This window comes from Enterovibrio norvegicus FF-33, assembly GCF_000286835.2.
Lineage (GTDB): Bacteria > Pseudomonadota > Gammaproteobacteria > Enterobacterales > Vibrionaceae > Enterovibrio > Enterovibrio norvegicus_A.
Window position 1 is genome coordinate 64,160 of sequence record NZ_AJYD02000001.1, and the last position, 20,379, is coordinate 84,538.

General features: G+C 49.0%; 19 protein-coding genes. 6 read left to right on the forward strand and 13 right to left on the reverse strand.

Annotated elements, in window-relative coordinates; all coding sequences use genetic code 11:
* Positions 1-25: 25 nt before the first annotated feature.
* From xerC to lptM, 5 genes are read right to left on the reverse strand one after another with little or no spacing between them, the layout of a single operon-like run.
* Positions 26-940 carry a tyrosine recombinase XerC gene (xerC, locus tag A1OO_RS00305; RefSeq protein ID WP_016959484.1) on the reverse strand — a complete coding sequence of 305 codons (915 nt, stop codon included), beginning with the start codon at positions 938-940 and terminating at the stop codon, positions 26-28.
* Positions 937-1,611, reverse strand: coding sequence for a DUF484 family protein (locus A1OO_RS00310; RefSeq protein ID WP_016959485.1), 675 nt, complete (start codon positions 1,609-1,611; stop codon positions 937-939). The genes xerC and A1OO_RS00310 overlap by 4 nt, the downstream gene beginning before the upstream one ends.
* Positions 1,608-2,438, reverse strand: coding sequence for a diaminopimelate epimerase (gene dapF, locus A1OO_RS00315; protein WP_016959486.1), 831 nt, complete (start codon positions 2,436-2,438; stop codon positions 1,608-1,610). The genes A1OO_RS00310 and dapF overlap by 4 nt, the downstream gene beginning before the upstream one ends.
* 9 nt (positions 2,439-2,447) lie before the next feature.
* Positions 2,448-3,701, reverse strand: coding sequence for a diaminopimelate decarboxylase (lysA, locus tag A1OO_RS00320; RefSeq protein ID WP_016959487.1), 1,254 nt, complete (start codon positions 3,699-3,701; stop codon positions 2,448-2,450).
* A gap of 24 nt (positions 3,702-3,725) precedes the next feature.
* Entirely contained in the window at positions 3,726-3,896 is a 171-nt protein-coding gene (lptM, locus tag A1OO_RS22900; RefSeq protein ID WP_016959488.1) for an LPS translocon maturation chaperone LptM, read from the reverse strand.
* 74 nt (positions 3,897-3,970) lie between these two features.
* Here lptM and cyaY point away from each other — a divergent pair, with 74 nt between their 5' ends.
* Positions 3,971-4,282: an iron donor protein CyaY gene (gene cyaY / locus A1OO_RS00325; RefSeq protein WP_016959489.1), complete on the forward strand. Its 312-nt coding sequence runs from the start codon at positions 3,971-3,973 to the stop codon at positions 4,280-4,282.
* Positions 4,283-4,385: 103 nt separating this feature from the next.
* On the opposite strand, the gene A1OO_RS00330 is transcribed toward cyaY, so the two are convergent.
* Entirely contained in the window at positions 4,386-6,950 is a 2,565-nt protein-coding gene (locus tag A1OO_RS00330) for a class I adenylate cyclase (RefSeq protein ID WP_016959490.1), read from the reverse strand.
* 540 nt (positions 6,951-7,490) lie between these two features.
* On the opposite strand from A1OO_RS00330, the gene hemC reads away from it, so the two are divergent.
* From hemC to A1OO_RS00350, 4 genes are read left to right on the forward strand one after another with little or no spacing between them, the layout of a single operon-like run.
* Positions 7,491-8,426: a hydroxymethylbilane synthase gene (gene hemC, locus A1OO_RS00335; RefSeq protein ID WP_016959491.1), complete on the forward strand. Its 936-nt coding sequence runs from the start codon at positions 7,491-7,493 to the stop codon at positions 8,424-8,426.
* Entirely contained in the window at positions 8,423-9,196 is a 774-nt protein-coding gene (locus tag A1OO_RS00340) for a uroporphyrinogen-III synthase (RefSeq protein ID WP_016959492.1), read from the forward strand. The genes hemC and A1OO_RS00340 overlap by 4 nt, the downstream gene beginning before the upstream one ends.
* On the forward strand, positions 9,180-10,436 hold the full coding sequence (locus A1OO_RS00345; RefSeq protein ID WP_017005010.1) for a uroporphyrinogen-III C-methyltransferase: 1,257 nt from the start codon (positions 9,180-9,182) through the stop codon (positions 10,434-10,436). Before A1OO_RS00340 ends, A1OO_RS00345 begins: the two co-directional genes overlap by 17 nt.
* Positions 10,433-11,620, forward strand: coding sequence for a heme biosynthesis HemY N-terminal domain-containing protein (locus A1OO_RS00350; RefSeq protein WP_017005011.1), 1,188 nt, complete (start codon positions 10,433-10,435; stop codon positions 11,618-11,620). Before A1OO_RS00345 ends, A1OO_RS00350 begins: the two co-directional genes overlap by 4 nt.
* Positions 11,621-12,240: 620 nt before the next feature.
* Here A1OO_RS00350 and A1OO_RS00355 read toward each other — a convergent pair.
* Positions 12,241-13,011, reverse strand: a complete 771-nt coding sequence (locus tag A1OO_RS00355; RefSeq protein WP_016959496.1) for a class I SAM-dependent methyltransferase — start codon at positions 13,009-13,011, stop codon at positions 12,241-12,243.
* Positions 13,012-13,097: 86 nt separating this feature from the next.
* Entirely contained in the window at positions 13,098-16,250 is a 3,153-nt protein-coding gene (locus tag A1OO_RS00360) for an ABC transporter substrate binding protein (protein ID WP_017005012.1), read from the reverse strand.
* A 121-nt stretch (positions 16,251-16,371) separates the two neighbouring features.
* Here A1OO_RS00360 and asnC point away from each other — a divergent pair, with 121 nt between their 5' ends.
* Positions 16,372-16,833 carry a transcriptional regulator AsnC gene (gene asnC / locus A1OO_RS00365; RefSeq protein WP_016959498.1) on the forward strand — a complete coding sequence of 154 codons (462 nt, stop codon included), beginning with the start codon at positions 16,372-16,374 and terminating at the stop codon, positions 16,831-16,833.
* Between the two features lie 94 nt (positions 16,834-16,927).
* On the opposite strand, the gene hemB is transcribed toward asnC, so the two are convergent.
* The 5 genes from hemB to tatA all read right to left on the reverse strand — a co-directional run bounded on the left by hemB (position 16,928) and on the right by tatA (position 20,300).
* On the reverse strand, positions 16,928-17,983 hold the full coding sequence (gene hemB, locus A1OO_RS00370; protein WP_017005013.1) for a porphobilinogen synthase: 1,056 nt from the start codon (positions 17,981-17,983) through the stop codon (positions 16,928-16,930).
* A 42-nt stretch (positions 17,984-18,025) separates the two neighbouring features.
* Positions 18,026-18,805 (reverse strand): 3'-5' ssDNA/RNA exonuclease TatD, encoded by a 780-nt coding sequence (tatD, locus tag A1OO_RS00375; RefSeq protein ID WP_026024072.1) that lies wholly within the window; start codon positions 18,803-18,805, stop codon positions 18,026-18,028.
* Between the two features lie 105 nt (positions 18,806-18,910).
* The gene (gene tatC, locus A1OO_RS00380) at positions 18,911-19,675 is read right to left on the reverse strand and encodes a Sec-independent protein translocase subunit TatC (RefSeq protein WP_016959501.1); all 765 of its coding nucleotides are present in this window, start codon (positions 19,673-19,675) and stop codon (positions 18,911-18,913) included.
* A 37-nt stretch (positions 19,676-19,712) separates the two neighbouring features.
* Positions 19,713-20,066, reverse strand: coding sequence for a Sec-independent protein translocase protein TatB (gene tatB / locus A1OO_RS00385; RefSeq protein WP_016959502.1), 354 nt, complete (start codon positions 20,064-20,066; stop codon positions 19,713-19,715).
* 3 nt (positions 20,067-20,069) lie between these two features.
* The gene (gene tatA, locus A1OO_RS00390; protein WP_016959503.1) at positions 20,070-20,300 is read right to left on the reverse strand and encodes a Sec-independent protein translocase subunit TatA; all 231 of its coding nucleotides are present in this window, start codon (positions 20,298-20,300) and stop codon (positions 20,070-20,072) included.
* Positions 20,301-20,379: the final 79 nt, after the last annotated feature.

Consider the following 20,379-nt stretch of genomic DNA (forward strand, 5'->3'; position numbering starts at 1 on the left):
ACCAGATCAAGATCTGGGGGGGGGGCTAATCGCTTTTTCGTTTACGCGCTCTGGGATGCGCTGCATCGTAGACTTTGGCAAGATGCTGGAAGTCCAAATGGGTATAGACCTGTGTCGTCGACAAGTCTGCATGCCCCAGCAACTCTTGAACAGCGCGCAGATCACCGGATGACTCCAACATATGCGTTGCAAAGCTATGTCTGAGTTTGTGCGGATTAATGTGGCTATTCACCGCTTGCTTTTGTCCCCACTCAGCCATACGTTTTTGTACGCTTCGCGCCGAGATTCGGCTTCCTAATTTAGAAATAAACAGTGCATTTTCTGGTCCTTTCAACAACAGATTGCGCACTTTTATCCAATTAATCAGCCACTCTTTGGCCATGCCAGTAAACGGGACGATACGTTCTTTATCGCCCTTACCGATGACGCGAAGATCGCCTTTTCGTACCGCCACATCTCGAAGATTTAGGCCGGTAAGCTCAGATAAACGTAGCCCCGCACCATACATCAACTCCATCATGGCGCGATCGCGCACCGCTAAGGGGTCGTCAGAATCGACAGAAAGCAGTTGGTTGATTTCATCCACATCAAGATTTTTTGGCAAGGTGCGCCCTTGTTTTGGCGCTGCCACACCTTTGGCTGGATTTGCACCCAAAGCACCATCGACAATCATAAAATCAAAGAAACTACGAAGAGCAGATAAACGCAGAGCAATGCTGCCCGGCTTTAGGCGTTCACGCTTGGCTTGCGAGGCAATTTGACGCACCCAGCCGGCATCGACATCCTGCCATTGAGTCACACCCGAATCCTGCAAAAATGTGGCGCAAGCGGTCAATTGTTGACGGTAATTAGATTCGGTATAGCGACTTAAGCCCCGCTCACGAATCATGTAATCAAAAAATCGCGCCAGTGGTTTTTCCAAGGCCGACAGCAGGCTCATTCGTCTGACTGCCACTTGGTAAGAAGAATAGCGATGTGCTCTGCAATTTGCTCAACAAACAGGGTGTCCATGCTGGGCTGAAAGTGTCCGCCATCTTTGCTGGCAAACGACAAAAAGCCTAGCTCTTTCCCCTTGTAAACAGGTACTAATGCATAAGAGCCTAGCTCTGGTGCGTGACTAACAAATAGTTCACCATCGGCTTTACGAAGACGACCCAAGTAAACATGCTGACCGCAAAAATGCGCCGCTTTTATTGCGTCGACACTTTTTTTGTTCAAGGCATGATGACCAACATCGTAAAAACGCAAGCTAACTGAGAGCTGCAGCGACGAGGCTAAAGTACGTAACGCCTGATGAATATCCTGCTCACGACTGGCGGCAAACAAAGCTTTGTGCGCCTGCGAGAAAGCACGAAACAGGTTTTCATTCCCTGCAGCAATGCTCATCAATTGGGTGATGTCTTCTTCTAGTTCAGCCACGCGTTCGCGTAATCGGCTTAGCTGAATTTCAACCAAGGAAACCGCGCCACGTTGTGGATGAGAGAGTCGAAGTTGCTCCAGCAATTTAAGCTGGCTAAGAAAAAAGTCAGGATTGTCTTTCAAATAGCTGGCCACGGCATCGTCGGTAAGCGCTTTTGCCAGTGGCCCTTCGAGCTTGGAAAGCTCCGTCATACTGTTATTTGTCCATCATAAACATGTGAAGCTGGGCCGGACATATGCAAAGCATGTCCCGGACCACGCCAACGAATGTGTAGATCGCCGCCTGGCAATTGCACGCGTACAGACTCATCAAGCAAGCCTTGTGCAATGCCGACAGCCACCGCTGCGCAGGCACCGCTGCCACAAGCTTGGGTCTCACCTGCGCCGCGCTCATAAACGCGAAGACGAATTTCACTGCGTGAGACCACCTGCATGAAACCTGCATTGACACGCTCAGGAAAACGCTCGTGGGATTCCACCAACGGGCCCAAGGTGTCAACATCGGCCGTATCCACATCGTCAACCACTGTGACACAGTGTGGATTACCCATACTGACCGCGCCAACAAACAAGGTTTTGTCACCTACACGTAAAATATAGGTTTTTTCTTCTGTGTTTGCGCGGAAGGGAATTTTTGATGGTTCCCAAACAGGCTCGCCCATATTGACCGTGACCTGATCGTCACCATCAATATTGAGTACAATTTTACCCGACTTAGTGCTGACTTGGATTTGATGTTTATTGGTCAGCCCTTTCATGCGAACAAAACGAGCAAAGCAGCGCGCGCCGTTGCCGCACTGCTCGACTTCACTGCTGTCAGCATTGAAAATCCGATAGTGAAAATCACTCTCCGGATCATAAGGTGGCTCGACCACCAAAAGCTGATCAAAACCCACACCGGTGTTTCTGTCCGCCAAACGACGGATCATGTCCGGGGAGAAATACGCATTTTGCGTCACGCAATCAACCACCATAAAGTCGTTGCCGAGACCATGCATTTTCGAGAATTGTATCTGCATCCGGTTCCTTTATTCAGGCAAAACCTGTTCTAACTGCCACAGTGATTCCAGTGGCTCTCTCTGACGTACCAGATGGGCTTGCTCACCGTCCACCATCACTTCGGCAGCACGGCTACGCGTATTGTAGTTCGATGACATCACAAAGCCGTATGCGCCTGATGAACGCACAGCAAGCAAGTCACCAGCTTCCAACACCAAGGAACGGTCTTTGCCTAAGTAGTCGCCTGTTTCACACACAGGGCCAACCAAATCATAGGTTTTGCCTTCCCCGTCGCGCGGACGAAGCGGCACAATGTCTTGCCATGCTTGATACAACGCAGGGCGCAGTAAATCGTTCATCGCCGCATCAATGATGGCAAAATTCTTCTCGGCGTTGTGCTTGAGAAATTCAACTTTTGTGACCAATACACCAGCGTTGGCGGCAATGGCACGACCCGGTTCAAACACCAACTCTATGTCTTGATGATTGTCGAGACGATCTAGTAAAGCCTTGGCGTAGTCAGATGGCTCAGGTGGCTTTTCATCGTGATAAGTCACGCCCAATCCACCACCAACATCAAGATGAGTGATGTTAATACCATCTTCACGCAGTGCATCAATCAGCCCCAAAAGGCGATCGGTAGATTCAATAAATGGCGCCAGATCCGTTAACTGAGAGCCGATATGACAATCGATACCGTGTACGTCCAGATTTGGCAAGCCATGGGCGTAATGGTAAACCTCACGCGCACGGTCGAATGCAATACCGAACTTGTTTTCTTTAAGACCGGTGGAAATATATGGGTGGGTTTTGGCGTCTACGTCCGGGTTAATACGCAAGCTAACAGGTGCGACTTTACCGAGTTCTCCCGCCACTTGATTCAATCGATCAAGTTCAGCTTCCGATTCCACGTTGAAACACTTAATCCCCAACGACAGCGCACGCGCCATTTCTGGGGCAGTTTTACCCACACCAGAGAAAACCACTTTAGCCGGATCGCCACCCGCTGCAAGCACACGCTCTAGCTCGCCTTGGGAAACGATGTCAAAACCTGAGCCTAAACGAGCAAGCACATTGAGCACACCCAAGTTGCTGTTCGCCTTCACGGCATAGCAAATCAGGTGTGGATGATCGCCAACTGCATTATTAAACGCATGCCAATGACGCTCTAGCGTCGCACGAGAATAAACGTACAGCGGGGTGCCATAGTCTTGTGCCAACTGTGCCAAAGGCAGGTCTTCTGCCCAAAGCTGTCCGTCATCCTGATAATTGAAGTAATCCAACGTTGTCCTTCCCTGTCCGATATATTATGGCTGATCAGTTCCCTGAGCTTGCGTATCCTGTGTGTTTCCCGTTTCTGCTGGCGCACTGTTTTGCGCTGGCGCGTCTTCGGGAAAATAGAGTGGGCCTTGTTGGCCACATGCAGACAGCAAGGTAATTGCGGCCAGCACAACAAGTTTCAGGGTTGTTCGCATCATTTATGCCAGTGATCCAAAAGTTAATGCCCTCTATAATCGCATCAACACACTGAAAAGCAATAGGACGGAATACAATGAACACCAGTGAATACCATGAACTTGTCGACGCAGAATGGATGGCCATCGAGGAAGGTATCGATGAATGCGGTGCAGATATCGATTACGAAACATCTGGTAATGTTCTGACACTGGATTTTGAAGACCGCACTCAGATCATCATTAATCGTCAAGAGCCGATGTCAGAGATCTGGCTGGCGTCGAAATCCGGAGGCTTCCACTTCGCTTATAAAGAAGGAAAATGGCTGTGTAGCAAGACAGGCGTTGAGTTTAGCGAAATGGTCAAGCAAGAATGCCGCAAACAATCTGGCGAAGAGGTCAATTGGTAGAGCGCGCATTGCTTACGCACTAAATCAAGACTCACAAACGCAACGTCGCTGAAAGCCATTAGGTTTTCAGCGACGTTTGTGTCGGTACGTTTAGGCTTACAATTTAACGAGAAGCAACCTGTGCTGGCTCACCGCGCGTCTCTGCGCCACGTTGCCACTGGCGATCACTCTTATACGGGATCACCTGCGCCCGACCATCAGCCTGATGGATGATGTCGTAAAACTGAGGTAAGTTGAAATTAACGGCTTGGCCACTAAAGCTCACTTTTTCCTGAGATGATGTGTAGAAGCGGTTCACGCCTTGCACCATTTCTTCTTTATCGCCACTGCATTGACGATACATTTCTACGCGATTATTTTCGTCCAACACATAAATATTGAACCCTTCGCTGCAATCTTCGAAGAAAAACTGGATGATACCTTCACTAGCATACGCATCGACCACTTCTGGCGGATGTATTTCTCCCTCTTTATCCAACACCACCAAGGGCGATCCCGTGATCTTGTTGGTTGAGATAGAACGATAAAAATCCACCGAGTTCTCAAGTTTTTGTACCGACACGCCGCGTCGCTCAAAGAACAATCCGAAGGTTTGATCAGCCACACGAATCGCTTTAAAACGACGACGTTTTTCCTGATCGATAGGCTTTAATCGCATATCAATACATTCTGCCACCAACTGATACACCAAATTACGGATCAAGCCGCGCATTTTTCCAGCGTAGCAAAACACGTCGACAGACTCGGGGGGAATCGCATCTTGGTGCATCTTGCCTAGTAGCGTCTTAAGCACATCCAGCATGGCGTTATCACCCTTAAAATTCAGGGTACGCACTTCATTCCAGCTGTTGCGGTAAACCAAATCAACGCTACCCACCAAGCATTGCTGCTCAGCACCGTAGCTGAAAATGTCTGTGTTTTTGAAATCGAATCGAACTGACGGCTGCTTCAATTCAGAAGTAGGATCGTGCTCAAGGTTGATGAACAGCGCCAGTTTGCGGATTTCACAAGGGCTCGACAACGCCTGCAATGATGGATGCGGTCGACGTACCGAGAAGGTATTTCGCATGTCACTCACCAGCTGATACAACTTGTCGATGTCGACTTCACTGGTACGTGCGACGGAATGCAGGCAAGTCGATTCAGTGAGCATGCCATTGAAATACGCCCAAGCAACAAGCTTGGACAAGTAACGGTTGTGCTCTAGTGGCGCGCGACCAATGATGTCGACAGGTTTAAGTGATTGCTTATACAAATACCAACCCGGCGGATTGTTGCGCCCTTCCGGCACTTGAATCAAGGTCAGGTTAGGTTCGTGCAAATCCGGCGATAATTGAGGATTAAGCAAGGTCACTTTACCCGGCAACACCTCAAATGCAGCGTACAGCTTACGCGCCAAAATACTGATATCTTCAGGACTAATCGCAGAAGTAATGTCATTGCGACGCGCAAAGCGGATCAGGTTGCGATAGCTCAGCATCAAAGCTTCTAACAGCTCGTTATGCGCCTCTTTAACCTCTTCCACCTTCCAGTTACGGCGATTATCCAGACGTGCAATATCGTCTTGCGTCCAACCCCATTCACGGGTCAATACGCACAACACTTCACGGCGCCATGGCACGGAGCCTGGGCCCGGTTCACGGGTCAGTTTTTCATGGGTTTTGAGGTAAAAACAGCGACGCACCAAATCGAGACGACGGTGATCGTCAATGCGTTCGAGGTAACGCGTGACTTTCTCCAACATCAGATAGTAAGCATCAGATTGATACACATCCACCATACCGGAGAAGAAACGGCGCTTACCGTCAACACTAAGAAGCTGCGTGCCTGGGTATTCCCAAGAATACGCTTCAAGCAAAATCGCTTTCAATACCGACTTATACGGGGAGTCGATACTTTTATACAGTTGCCAAAGGCTGGAGCCAAAATACTCTTCTGCTGGGATCGACGGCAATCCGCCAAAATCGACCCAGTCATCACGACGAAGCGCACCGCTAGCGATCATCTCACCCACGTATTCTTCGTAGCAGTTTTCCATCTCTGGCGGCACCAAATACCACAGCAGTTGCTGACCAGCTAGGTGCAAGGCAGAGCGATAAAATTCATCAAGTAAGAGATAGTGTTGACTGGAGCCACAGTTATCAGACGTCATTTCCTGCGCGAGGTTTTGACGGAAACGCTGCTCACACATCACGAAGAAGTTCACTTCTACGCCTTGTGCCATTGCCCAATCAGAAATCAGCGAGCACTTAGCATCGAGCATTGAGCGCTCTTCTTCACTCACCCACTGTTGCACACAAACCCAAATATCCAGATCGCTGCTCAGGCTTTGCCCCATCGACGCGGTGCTGCCCATAGAGAACATCCCTTTAATCGGGAAATCTTTAGAAATGGGTTTTTCCGGCGCAGACGTATTCGATGCCAATGCACAATCATTGACAAAATCTTGATGAATATCTGAAAGGGTAAAGCTGGCAATGCCGTGAACAACACTGCGCTCGAGGTAGCCAGGAACGGCAGGATGGTTAAAGTGCAGCAAAGCAGGTAATACGTTAAACACGTTAACGGCCTGAGAATGCATAGCGCTTCGTGCGCGCTCCAATCGTACTCGATTGAAGGCATTAAGACGCTCTATTTGCTGATCAATATAGTTTTGCAAGATTAACATCCAAAGTTGCCGACATCCTAGTCAACGAAACAGGCCTCAACGAAATACCACTGCGAGTCCCATGGATAAAAACGTGATCAATCTAACAGTTTTTACTCGGAGCGTAAAGCAAGCAACGACACAACATATTTGCTAAACATCGCTCACTATCTGAACGAAACTGTGAGACACACAACGCTTTATCTCAAATTTGATTCGAAATAAGGTGAACCAAGTAGTATTTCACACCCTACAACGACCCTTATTATTTGATCCATATCACACAGGATAGTCTATGGTGCAAAGCTTCGCACATTTTAGACGCCGCTTTCTCTGCCCTATTGCTACGCATTTCCATAACAAGCCCTCCATCCCTTGCACTTCACGTTCACTGTCCTCGTTAATCACTGACGCCAATCACCGAAACAACCCATCTAAGTGATACGACGAATCACAGGGCATCACACGTACCGACTGACTTCTGAAATCCTGCATCTTGAGGTGGTTTGGCAATGAGAAGCGGTGATACGATTAGCGTATGCAAATCACATGGAACCCACTATGAATTCAACGCCCCTACGCATCGCGACTCGCAAAAGCCCATTGGCGCTTTGGCAGGCCGAATATGTTAAAGCTGCTCTCGAGAATACACACCCCGGTCTGGTGGTTGAGTTGGTGCCAATGGTGACCAAGGGCGACATTATTCTGGATACGCCACTCGCGAAAGTGGGCGGCAAAGGCCTGTTCGTAAAAGAACTAGAACAAGCCATGCTGGAAGGACGTGCTGATATCGCCGTTCACTCAATGAAAGATGTCCCTGTCGAATTTCCACAAGGGCTGGGACTCGTCACTATCTGTGAACGTGGTGATCCACGTGATGCTTTTGTTTCTAACACGTATTCGAGTATCAGCGATCTGCCACAAGGCGCGATTGTCGGTACATCGAGCTTGCGTCGTCAGTGCCAACTGCGTGAGATGCGCCCCGACCTCGTGGTTAACGATCTACGCGGTAACGTGGGGACACGTCTGGGTAAACTCGATAACGGTGAATATGACGCCATCATCCTTGCTGCGGCTGGTTTGAAGCGCCTTGGACTGCATGACCGTATTCGCAATGAAATCGAACCCGAAGAAATCCTGCCTGCAGTTGGACAAGGCGCCGTCGGCATTGAATGTCGACTTGACGATGAGCGTGTTCGTGCTTTGCTCGAGCCACTTGCTGATGCAAACACCACCTATCGCGTATTGTGCGAGCGTGCCATGAACAATCGCCTACAAGGTGGTTGTCAGGTACCCATCGGCAGTTATTCTGAAATTCAAGGCGATCAAATCTATTTGCGCGCTTTGGTTGGCGAGCCAGACGGCAGCGAAATCATTCGTGGTGAAGTCACAGGGCCGCTAGAGAAAGCCGAAGAATTGGGAACAGGCCTTGCAGAGCGATTGCTGGCAGAAGGCGCACGCCCGATTCTTGAAAAGTTGTATCAGGACGAAATATGACGGTCGTGGTCGTCCGTCCGGCACCTGCCTGTTATGCGCTGGTCGACAGCCTCAACCAAGCAGGAATAAAGGCGCTGCCCGCGCCTTTGTTATCTTTTTCAGCCGGCGCCGACCTCCCGACACTTCGCGATACCCTAACCACACTGCCTAACGGCAGTGTGGTTGTCGCTGTCAGCCCACGCGCTGTCGAATATGCGCAATTGCACTTAAACGAACATCATACCCAATGGCGCTCAGACCTACATTTCGTTGCTGTGGGCGAAAAAACAGCCTCTGTTTGGCGCGAACTGAGCAATATTGATGCGATGCAGCCCCCGAGCGAAGACAGTGAAGGCATGTTATCCCTGCCCGTTTTTTCAAAAACAACATCGTTATCTGTGCTGATTTTACGCGGCAATGGCGGGCGAGCCTTATTGGGAGATACGCTCATTCAAAGTGGTGCCAAGGTGCGCTATTTTGAAGCCTATCAACGACACTGGAACGCAGACGATTTATCATCATTAGCCAAACAATGGCGGGCAGACGGCGTCGACACCTTTGTCGTCACCAGTGGTGAACAACTTTCACTTTTATGCCAGACAATCTCAGAGTGTGACCAGCAATGGTTACGAGAATGCCATATACTGGTGCCAAGCAAACGGATTTACAATCAAGCAATTGGCCTTGGCTTTTCGGCAATTAACTGCGTAAACAGCGCCTCCAATGACTCGCTGCTGCGCGCTTTATACGAGATGAACAACTCGGGACATTCGGATGACAGACAAGAATAAACCTTCAGGCACGGAGAAAGACACAGCGGCGCCAGCATCCTCAAAAGACACGGCAACGAATGCGTCTGACAAAGCCACCAGCTCTCCTTCTCATACAGATACTAAAGTGTCTGATAAGACTCAAGCAGGCGATAAACCTTCTGTGGCACCGTCTTCTTCAGCAAAAGAAACCCAACCTGCTAAGCCTTCAAAACCCACCGCCTCTGCACCTGTGAAAGAAAAGAAAGGCGGGCGTGGATTGGCTGTACTTGCCATTGTGCTGGTTATTGCACTGGGCGCGGGTCTTTACTACCACGGGCATCAGCAATCAATGCAATACAACGCAGGTATTGCCACATTAAGTTCTCAGGTTTCTGAACTGAAAACGGCGCTGGAAGACAGTGACAAACAAGCACAAGCTGCGGTGCAAAAAGCCACGCAAGATACACAAGTGCTGATCGACCAGCAGGGCAAAACCATTGCCAGTTTGCAATCGGCTTTGGCTGACGTGAAAGGTCGCCGTCCTAATGACTGGTTATTAGCAGAAGCGAACTATTTAGTTAACCAAGCAGGCCGTCAATTATGGCTGCAACATGACGTGCTGACCGCAACAACCTTGATGGAAAATGCAGACCAACGCATTGCAGAGTTGAATGACCCGTCGCTGACGCCACTGCGCCAAGCCATGGCAAAAGACATTCAACAGCTGAAAGCGATTAAGCGCATCGACCGTGACGGCATCGTACTCAGACTGAACAGCTTGCAACAAGAAGTGGATAAACTGCCACTGGCCAATGCGATCATTCCTGAAGGCGAAGCGGTTGTCCCAGAGACAGTTTCAGATAACGTCGATGATTGGCAGCAAAACCTTAAAGCGTCACTGAGCGATTTTGTGAGTCAGTTTATTACCTACCGTAAACGCGATGGTGATGTCGTACCGCTTCTAACCCCTGCGCAAACCTTCTATCTGCAAGAAAACCTCAAAGCCAAACTGGATCAGGCTATCACCGCGGTGTATCGCCAAAATGGTCGTCTGTATGCGGAATCGTTGAAAGCGGCGGAAGAATGGGCCGAGCGTTTCTATAACCAAGACGCCAAGATCACCGAAAGCTTTGTCAGCACGCTAAAAGCACTGAGCCAGCAAACCATTGCGGTGAGCTATCCAGAAGCATTGGAAAGCCAGCAACTTATCAGCGACTTGTTAGCCGATCGCCTACGGCGCGACCTTGCGCCGCTGTCGACGGGGGAGAGCAGCCAATGATCAAAATCCTCCTATTAGTTATCGCACTGATCGCAGGTTTGATTGTTGGTCCTGATTTGGCCGGTAATCAAGGTTATGTGCTGATCTCTGCCGCAAATCAAACCATCGAAATGAGTCTGACTACATTGGTTATCGTGGTCATTGCTGCATTTGCTGCCTTGTTCATTCTCGAGTTTCTCATTCGCAAATTATTTTCGTTTTCGAACTCAACCCGTGGCTGGTTTTCTGGCCGTAAAAGCAAAAAGGCGCGCACCTTAACTAACCAAGGTTTGGTCAAATTGCTGGAAGGAGACTGGAAACAAGCGGAGAAATTGGTGGTAAAGGGTGCAAACTGCAGTGATGCGCCGCTGCTTAATTACTTAGCCGCCGCAGAAGCAGCGCAGGGCCGTGGCGATGTGGAAAACCGCGATCGCTACCTGCAACAAGCCTCTGATTTTGGCACTGACAGCCTAGCCACCTCACTGACTCGTGCAAAACTTCAATACCGTCAGGGCCAATACGAAGAAGCACTGGCAAGCATGCAAGGCTTGTTAGATGCGAACCCGCGTAATGCCATCTTGCTCAATCTGCTTAAAGATACCTATCTACAACTGCAAGATTGGCAAGCATTGCTTCGCCTGTTGCCGTCACTGAAACGTGTGAAAGCCATTTCTGACGCAGATGCGACCAAACTGGAGCTAAAATCTGAATGCGGCTTGATGGCCCATATCGCGACACAAAAGGGCAGTGATGGCCTTCTGGCGCATTGGAATAGCCTGTCGCGTGCAGCGCGTCAGCAAACACCGCTGATCGCCTGCTTAGTCAAACAATTGATTGCACGTCATGCCGATTCTGAAGCCTATGTCATTTTACGAGAAAATCTTAAAAAGCATCCTGATGAAACCTTGATTGGTCTCGTGCCTGAGTTGTCATTGCCTGACTATCACCCAGCGATTTTGAAGTTGCAGGATCTGTTGCGCTACAACGAGAGTAATCCGATCACACACAGCGCATTGGGTCAGTTGTATTTCCGCGAAGGAAAATGGGCAGAAGCTCGTCAGCATTTTGAAAAAGCGCTCAATATTCGTGCCGATGTGACCGACTATGCATGGCTGGTTGATACGCTTGAAAAGCTCAATGAATCAGGCGAAGCCAATCACCTCTCACGTGAAGCATTGAAACTCGCGCTACCTCACAAAGAATGAAACATTTTGCGCACAAAAAAACGCCCGAACGGGCGTTTTTTTATTCACAAAATTCACTCAAAGCCGTAAAAACAACCCATTATGTTTCAATTCGTTAATAATCATTAAGGGCTATTTACCAGCCATTGTTAAGACAAAGTAGCTGGTATCAAATAGGAAGGTAAAATTTTGATGTCAAAAACCTTTATTTGAAAGTGAGCCCGTTGAATCATGGATATGTTACCTTGGATCATTGTGTCAGGCCTGATGGTTTCTGTTGTTACCGGTCTACTGACAGTTCTGCTGGTAAAAGGCATGGAGTAATTCTCTGCCTATTACCAATAACGCCTCCGCTTGGAGGCGTTTTTGTTTTCAGCATCTGACGATGCTGAACCAAAGATATCAAATGTTAAAAGAAGACATATGCCGCTTCAGGGCTTAAGCTCAATCGGCTTACAGAGGACTTTTTTTGTGTTAGCCACCCGTGCACACTTTCGACACACATAATCGGGGGCTCTGACCAGTTTAGCTAACGCTACCATGTCTTTTTCAATGTCTTTACTTTTCCAATCACACAAGGTTTTTGCCAACCCTATGCCTCCTCTGCAATATCTAGGTCATCTGTTCAACGCTATACGCGATCAACGCATCGCCGCTTTCACGTAAACGTCGAAACGATTCTTCTTGGTTTCAATTTGGGTAGACGGCGTTTTTCCCGCAATGAACTCAGCGTAATCGGGGCGTTTAACCACCACACGCTTGGTTGCCAGCAAATAAGCAGGATCGAACAAACCATCAGCATCATGATCAGCACCAACCAGTGACTGAAACACGCGCATTTCTTTTTTGACCAAGGCCGATTTTTTTTTGTGCGGATACATAGGGTCAAGATAAACCACATCAGGGCGCTCAAGCGTTATGTCATCCACCAGCTGCGTCAATGCATCGTGACTGGATGCATGCACCATCGACATGCGTTCGCTGACCCAATGTCCAATTTCTGGATCTCGCTTGGCACGTTCTAAGCCGTCTTCAAGTAATGCCGCGACCACAGGGTGGCGTTCTACCATCTGTACTTTGCAGCCCAGTGATGCCAGCACAAACGCATCTCGGCCCAAGCCCGCCGTGGCATCGAGCACTGTCGGCGTCGCACCTTTGTTGAGGCCAACCGCTTTGGCAATCGACTGCCCCTTACCGCCACCAAATTTACGGCGATGCCCAACAGCACCGCCGACAAGATCAACAAAAACAGCGCCCAGTTTAGGTTCATCCAGCTTACGCAATTCTAACTGTGATTCGGTTAAAACGAGGGCAAACGTGGCATCGCGGTCATGGGTGAGACCCCAACGTTGTGCGATGGTATCGAGGGTGTCTTGGCGCGTTGGCGCTTCGCAGGTTAAAGCAATCTGCACCTGAGTTCTCCGGCTATCTAGTCTCGCCGAGTATAACCTCAAGCGTCGCCTAGTTGGAGCAAAGAAAACGGCGATCTTCTTGCCGCTTACTCTTGCGCCTCTAGAGAGCGTTGCAGATATTCGCTTTTGATAAGCAATTCCATCGGTTTTGGCATACTGAAGTGATAACCCTGCGCATAATCGACACCGAGCGATTTAAGGCGGGTTAAGATGGCTTCGTTCTCGACAAATTCCGCCACGGTCTTCTTGCCCATCTGCGTGGCCAATTCGTGAATAGCCCTTACCATTGCGTAATCGGTTTCATCTTCCGCAATGTCACGAACAAACTGACCATCAATTTTGATAATGTCGACAGGCAATCGCTTGAGGTAGCCAAACGACGATAAGCCAGAGCCAAAGTCATCCAGCGCAATGGTGCAACCTAGCTGCTTGAGTTTGGTAAACAGCTCAATCGCATCCGTCAGATTGCCAATAGCGGCGGTTTCGGTGATCTCTAGACAGATCGAAGAACTCGGCACATTGCTCGAGGTCAGCGCATCAAGAAGAAAAGCAATGAAACCTTCGTCGCTCATTGAACGTCCCGACAGATTAATCGAAATCATGGCGATTTCATTCACATACTCAGGGTTGCGCTCAAACCAGCCCAAGGTTTTTTCGATGACTCGTTTATCGATAAGATGCGCCATGTTGTAACGCTCAGCCGCAGGAATAAACAACCCGGGCGCAACATAGTTACCCTCGCGGTCACGCATACGCACCAAGACTTCGAAATAGAGTTTTTCTCTCAGCTTTGAAGACACACTAACAATGGGCTGGGCATACACTTCAAGCCGATCTTCAGCGAGGGCGGCGTGAATTTTATTCACAAATGCCATTTCACGCTCATGACGACGAAGCTCTTCGTCATCAGGGCGATAAAGGTGAACCCGACTACGACCATCATGTTTTGCGGCAAAACAGGCTGTATCAGCCTGTGCATGCACTTGTTGAGGCGTTCCCGCCGTTTTGTCCAACATGCGAATACCCACGGAACAACTCAATGCCAAACGAGAATTGTTCCAGTAGAAATCCATCTCACTGAGACTATCAAGAATTTGTTTACCCTGTGCAAGCGCCTGCTCTTCGTCGCATTGATAACAAATCACTGCAAACTCGTCGCCGCCTAATCGCGCCAGCGTGGCACCAGTAGGCAGAAGTTCTCGCAGCGCTTGTGCGGTTTGTTTTAACGCTTCATCGCCCGCTTCATGCCCAACCGTGTCGTTAATCACACGGAACTGATCCAAATCGATGTAGAACATTGCGTGAGTAAAACGCTCGTCTGAGGCGGAGTTCAGTGCATCAACCAAACACATTTCAAAATGGCTACGATTTATCAATCCCGTGAGGAAATCATGTTGCGCTTGATACCTCAGTTGCTGTTCCATACGACGGTTTTCAGTGATGTCTTCCCCCACCAGCAGAAGTTGAGATTGCACTTGTGTGGAGCGGACACTTTCACGAATCCAACGCTCTTGCCCGTCACTGGTGCGATAGCGAGTTTCACGACGCCAAATCCCAAAACGCTGGCGATTCGAACTGCCCAGTAAGCTGCGTGGCGGAGGACTATCGTCTGCATAAAAATCAGTGACTTTGTGCCCAAGCATATGGCGTTTGGAAAAGCCCAGCCATTCGGTCGCGCATTGATTAACCGATTGAATACGTGACTGGTGGTCAATGGTCAGCAACATCACAGGTTGCTGCTCATACAACATGCGATACTCTACTTCACTGCGTTGTAATTTCTGTTCGGCCAGTTTGCGCTGACTAACATCTCGCGCTTCAAACAGTATCTGCGCATCGGCATCACTGTGATCGGGCAACGCTTTGAGCGCCACATCAAGTATCACTTCGTTTTGCTGCTCTGATAATAGACAGGCCTCAAAACGACTAGTTTGCCCCTCTATCAGCGATTCAATGTGCAATTTCAATCTGTCACCGCTTAACCAATCGGACCAATGCCAAAGAGGCATAGACTCTCGCGTTTCCCATTGAGGGAATATCCGTTGAAACGCACCATTAGCGGAGACAACGCGGCCTTGATAGTCAAGCAGGGCGATATATTGGTGGCTCTGATCGAACACGCCTTTAAACAAAGCACGGCTTTGCGCTAACTCACGCTCGCCCTTTTTTTGCTTATTCATTTGCTTGGCTAATCCAGCAATGATCAAACCAGCAACAAACATAATGGCGACACTACTGAGGATCGCATCTCGATTAGAGACCATAAATGAAGGGGGTTGATTCACCGACACCACGTTGGAGAATAAGGTCAGGTCAATGTGCTTCTTCTTGGCTGTGGTGTACTCAAACATGAGTTGGTTAGCATCAGTGACGATAGGTGGCGTCGTTGAGGACTGCAAGGCTTCAGTCAATAGTTGTGCCTGCACCAAACCATGATGATGACCATCAACCATGATCCCACCTATCACGCCATAGGGCAGCATAAAGCTATTGGCGCCGTAGATAGGAACCGTCGCGGAAGCCGTGATCTTCGTAAGCAGGTCACCGTGGTTCATAAATGCCCCATCGGCATCTTTGAAATACGAGATGAACAACACCACATCACCGGATTCTAATTCAGCAATGCGATTCACCAAATCGTCAAAACGCATCTGATGAAGACGGTTGACCTCAACCCCCAAATCCGTTGCATTTTCTAACTGTTCACTGATCGCCTGCCAGTAATCACGACTGGAATAAGCATCATCAAGCGCTAACCACACACGTTGGGTATCTGGATGAACAGCTTTAATCAAAGCGACGTTATCCGGCACATTGATCAATTCTTCCACGCCCGTTAAGCGTGTAAGGTTTTCAAAAGGTGCATAGGTAGCGATATTCAGGCCTGAAAAAACCACCGGAATATCACCAACCTCCTCCGCCAAGGCACTCACCAACCACAATGCCGCGTTATCCGTGGTCAGTATGGCGTCATAGTGATGATCACGCAGGCGGCTCTGATAAAGGGATTTCAATTCCGCCATATAGCCGACGGACTGAACGCGCTTGGTATCGAGATAGGTGTGCTCGACAACAATGTCTTGCCCTTCTATACCCTGCTCTATGCCTTCAACCAGTGATTCTGTCCAAAAAAAATCGGGATGATAGGAATGCACAGCAAGAACCTGATAGGCTGCTAGGACTGCGCCGCTTTTCAGTAAGACGATAGCAAGAAAGAAACACTTAAATATCTGGCGCATAGGAATAATTATTAAAATGTTCCTGAGAGTATCATTATGGTGACACCCTATTGGTAAGCCTGTCAGTTGGTCAAGTTTCATGCACGGAAACTGCGGGTAACATGGAGTTTAGTGAATACCAATGAATGACGTTGCAAAGTTAGATGATTTAGATCGCCAAATCCTGCACACCTTGATGGCCGATGCCAAAGTGCCTTATGCCGAAATGGGCAAGCGTTTTTCGGTCAGTCCAGCGACGGTACATGTGCGTGTGGAAAAGATGAAAGCTGCAGGTATTATTACGGGGACTGAGGTGTTGGTTAATACCAAAGCGCTTGGTTACGACGTGTGTTGTTTTATCGGCATCAACCTTTATGCTGCCCGTGATTACCATTCTGCGATAGAAAAACTGCAGCAGCTCGATGAAGTCGTCGAGGCCTATTACACCACCGGCGCCTACAACATTTTCGTTAAACTCATGTGCCGCTCCATTGAAGAGCTGCAATATGTCCTGATTGATAAACTGCAAGCTATCGACGAAGTGCAGTCAACGGAAACGCTGATTTCTCTGCAAAACCCCATTAAGCGAAATGTGGCACCGTAAGTAAGACACAAGAAACAACCGTCAGGACTGCCAAAATGAAAAATGCCAGCAAGTTGAAGTTGCTGGCATTTTGGTGTTCTCGGCACAGAACTAATTATTCAGTGCTTTCTTGATTTGGCAAATCAGGGATATCCACCTGCTTATCTTCGGCCAACCAACGCGCAACGTCTTTGGCGAAATAGGTCAAGATACCGTCTGCCCCTGCGCGCTTAAAGCACAGTAGCGATTCCATCACGGTTTCACGCTCATTCAGCCAGCCATTTAACGCCGCCGCTTTATGCATCGCGTATTCGCCCGAGACTTGATAAGCAAAGGTCGGCACTTTTAGCTCTGATTTCACTCGGCGAACCACATCCAGATATGGCATGCCCGGTTTCACCATGACCATGTCAGCGCCTTCATTGATATCCATCGCCACTTCATGAATCGCTTCGTCGCTGTTAGCTGGGTCCATCTGATAGGTTTTCTTGTTGCCACCTTTCAGGTTTGCCGCCGATCCAACCGCATCACGAAACGGTCCATAATAGGCTGATGCATACTTAGCTGAATACGCCATGATTTGGGTATGAATGTAACCCGCCTCTTCGAGTGCTTCGCGAATAGCGCCAATACGACCGTCCATCATGTCTGATGGGGCCACCACGTCCGCACCCGCTTCAGCGTGGGACAATGCCTGCTGGATTAGCACTTGGGTGGTTTCGTCGTTTTGCACATAGCCATTATCGTCAGTCAAACCATCTTGACCCGACAAGGTGTATGGGTCGAGTGCGACATCAGTGATCACGCCAATTTGTGGCACATGCTCTTTCAACAGTCGCACGGCACGCTGAACTAACCCTTCAGGGTTATGCGCTTCTTCGGCACTGGCCGATTTAAACTCTTTCGGCACAACAGGGAACAACGCGATCGCTGAAACGCCTAACTTGGCTAGGTATTCTGCTTCATACAACATCAAATCAATGGAAAGGCGTTCAATGCCCGGCATTGATTCAATGCTTTCACGGCGGTTTTTACCCATAAGGATAAACATAGGGTAAATCAAATCGCTCGCTGACAATTGGTTTTCTGCCATTAAGCGACGGCTAAAGTCATGTTTGCGCAGACGGCGCATGCGACGGGCCGGGAATGCGCCCTGAATGGATATGGTCACGATATCCTCCTTAATCCAAGTGCTTTGAGCGAATCATAACGTCTACAGTTTGAATAAGCGACGGGTGTTCTCCACGCTTTGTGTGATCAACCGCTCAGTGTCTTGCTGACGCAATACAGCAATCACTGAGGCGATATGAGGTAAGTAGCAAGGTTCGTTGCGGCTCGACTTAGGTTTAGGCTTGAGATCACGCGGCTGTAAGTAAGGCGCATCGGTTTCTATCATCAATCGGTCATCCGGAATAAGCGGTACGATAGCGCGAAGGGCCTCACCGCGCCTTTCATCACATACCCAGCCCGTGATACCGATATACAACCCCGCCTCTAAGCACTCACGCACCTCTTGCTCCGATCCGGTAAAGCAGTGCAATACCGCGCCCGGCAATTGTGGCAGCCATGGTGTCAATATCGCCATAAAGCGTTCATGAGCATCTCGGCAATGCAGAAACACAGGCATGTTCAACTCAGCAGCTAAACGAAGATGCGCTTCAAACACCGCTTCTTGCTGTGGGCGAGGTGAGAAATCACGATTAAAGTCGAGCCCGCATTCACCGATTGCCACGACATGCGGAAGGCTCGCAAGCTCGCGAATAGTAGGCAATGCGATATCTTCCACCGTTTTGGCATCGTGTGGATGCACGCCCGCGGTCGAATAAGCAAAGTCAGAATACTGGGCGGCAAGCGCCGCCACTTGAGGACTTGACTCAAGATCAGTCCCGGTCAGAAGCATTGCGGTGACACCCGCCTCTTTGGCACGAGCGACGACGTCATCTCGGTCTTTATCAAACCGGCTACTGGTTAAGTTGACACCAATATCAATCACTGTTTGTCCTCGGTTATCTGTCTTAGCAACGTTGGTGGTTACATTACATTGGGCGCATAAAGAAAAAGCCAGTGTATCACTGGCTTTATTCACTCTGGCAGGGCGTTATCCCTGACTGTGCTCTTCATTCTCGTCGCTGTTTTCTTCATCGCGTCGCTTATAGAAGCGGGAGAAAAACAGCCCCACTTCAAACAGCAGACACATTGGGATAGCCAGCAGCGTTTGCGAAATAATGTCTGGCGGTGTCAGGAACATGCCAACAACAAACGCAGCGACAACGATATAAGGCCGCTTCTTGCGTAAGTCGTCAGGGTCCACGGCCCCTGTCCACACCAACAAAATAATCGCGACCGGTATTTCAAACGCAATACCGAACGCCATAAACAGTGCCAAAATAAAATCGAGGTAACTGGCAATGTCGGTGGCTATCTCGACATCTATCGGGGCAATCGACGTAAAAAAGCCGAACACCAACGGGAAGACAACGAAATACGCGAAAGCCACGCCGCAATAAAACAGCAAAGAACTGGATGCCAGAAGTGGCATGACAAGACGTTTTTCATGCTTGTACAGCCCAGGCGCCACAAACGCCCAAATCTGATACAAGATCATAGGAACAGCAACGAACACCGAGACCACCAAGGTCAGTTTGATTGGCGTGAAGAAGGGCGATGCCACATCCGTTGCAATCATACTGGTGCCTTCAGGCAGCCGATCAACCAAGGGTGCCGCCACGAATGTGTAAATATCGTTGGCGAAATACACCAAACCAAGAAACACAACCAGCACAGCTAATAAAGCGCGCAGCAGTCTGTCTCTCAGTTCTACAAGGTGACTAATAAGCGGTTGGGTATCTTCAACAGATGACATAGTTACTCGACAAAAACTTGAGCCCTACGGAATACCGTTACTCGGTTTTATCCTTAGTAGGGCTAGTGGCGCTGGCAACATCAGTGTTCTCGCTCTTACTGGCGTAAGGGCGCTGTACACCTTCTGCTGCTTTTTTTAGCTCATCAACAGATTGTTGTAGGTCGGGCGACAGGTTTTGCATTCCCATCTGCTCGGCTTTTTTCAAGTTATCCTGTAGCTCTTGAATTTTAAGCTCTTGTTCAAGCTCATCTCTCACAGAACCAGCCATACGTCGCGCCGCACCAATCCAGCGGGACACATTTCGAATAGCAACAGGTAAACGTTCAGGGCCGAGAACCACCAGACCTACAACTGCGATCAGGATCAGCTCCCAAAAACCGATATCAAACACGGATTATGCCTGCTCTTTGTCTTTCGCTTCGCTCTTTTGTGCTGTGCTGTCTTTCTCTTCCAGTTTTTCCTGGACGAAGTCAGCGTCTTTCTTTTCATCGTCTGTCATGGCTTTCTTAAAGCCTTTTACTGCCGAGCCCAAGTCGCCGCCGATGTTACGCAACTTCTTGGTACCGAATAGGAGAATGACAATGACGGCAACGATAAGGAGTTGCCAAATACTAATACCACCCATCTAGTGCGACCTCTGTTTTATGTGGTGAATAACTGAAGTAACCCGAGTCTACTCGCATAATGTTACAACTTATTTGATA